The sequence below is a fragment of the Photobacterium sp. DNB22_13_2 genome, assembly GCF_052873915.1.
The window spans coordinates 1-236 of sequence record NZ_JBNNXU010000297.1 but is presented as its reverse complement, the minus strand read 5'-3'; the positions used below and the strand labels follow the sequence as shown (position 1 = coordinate 236).

General features: G+C 64.8%; 1 protein-coding gene. It reads right to left on the bottom strand.

The window, feature by feature from the left end:
- Window positions 1-236, bottom strand: a 236-nt coding sequence (locus ACVA58_RS28715; RefSeq protein ID WP_446513628.1) for a Rieske 2Fe-2S domain-containing protein, incomplete at both ends; no start/stop codon positions are given.

The following is a 236-nucleotide window of genomic DNA, read 5'->3' as shown; positions in this document are numbered from 1 at the left end:
ACTCCACATCGGGCGGCGCAGGCTGCTTGTCCTTCGGACCCAGGTAGGCCCAGACGATGCCAGCGCGCTCGATCGTCGGGTATGCCTTGATACCCATGTGCTTGCAGGCCTCCGGCGCGGAGGGCACGTCCACGCACTTGCCGTCGCGGTCGAACTTCAGGCCGTGATACGCGCAGCGGATGCCGTTCTCTTCATTGCGGCCGAAATACAGCGACACGCCACGGTGCGAGCAGAAC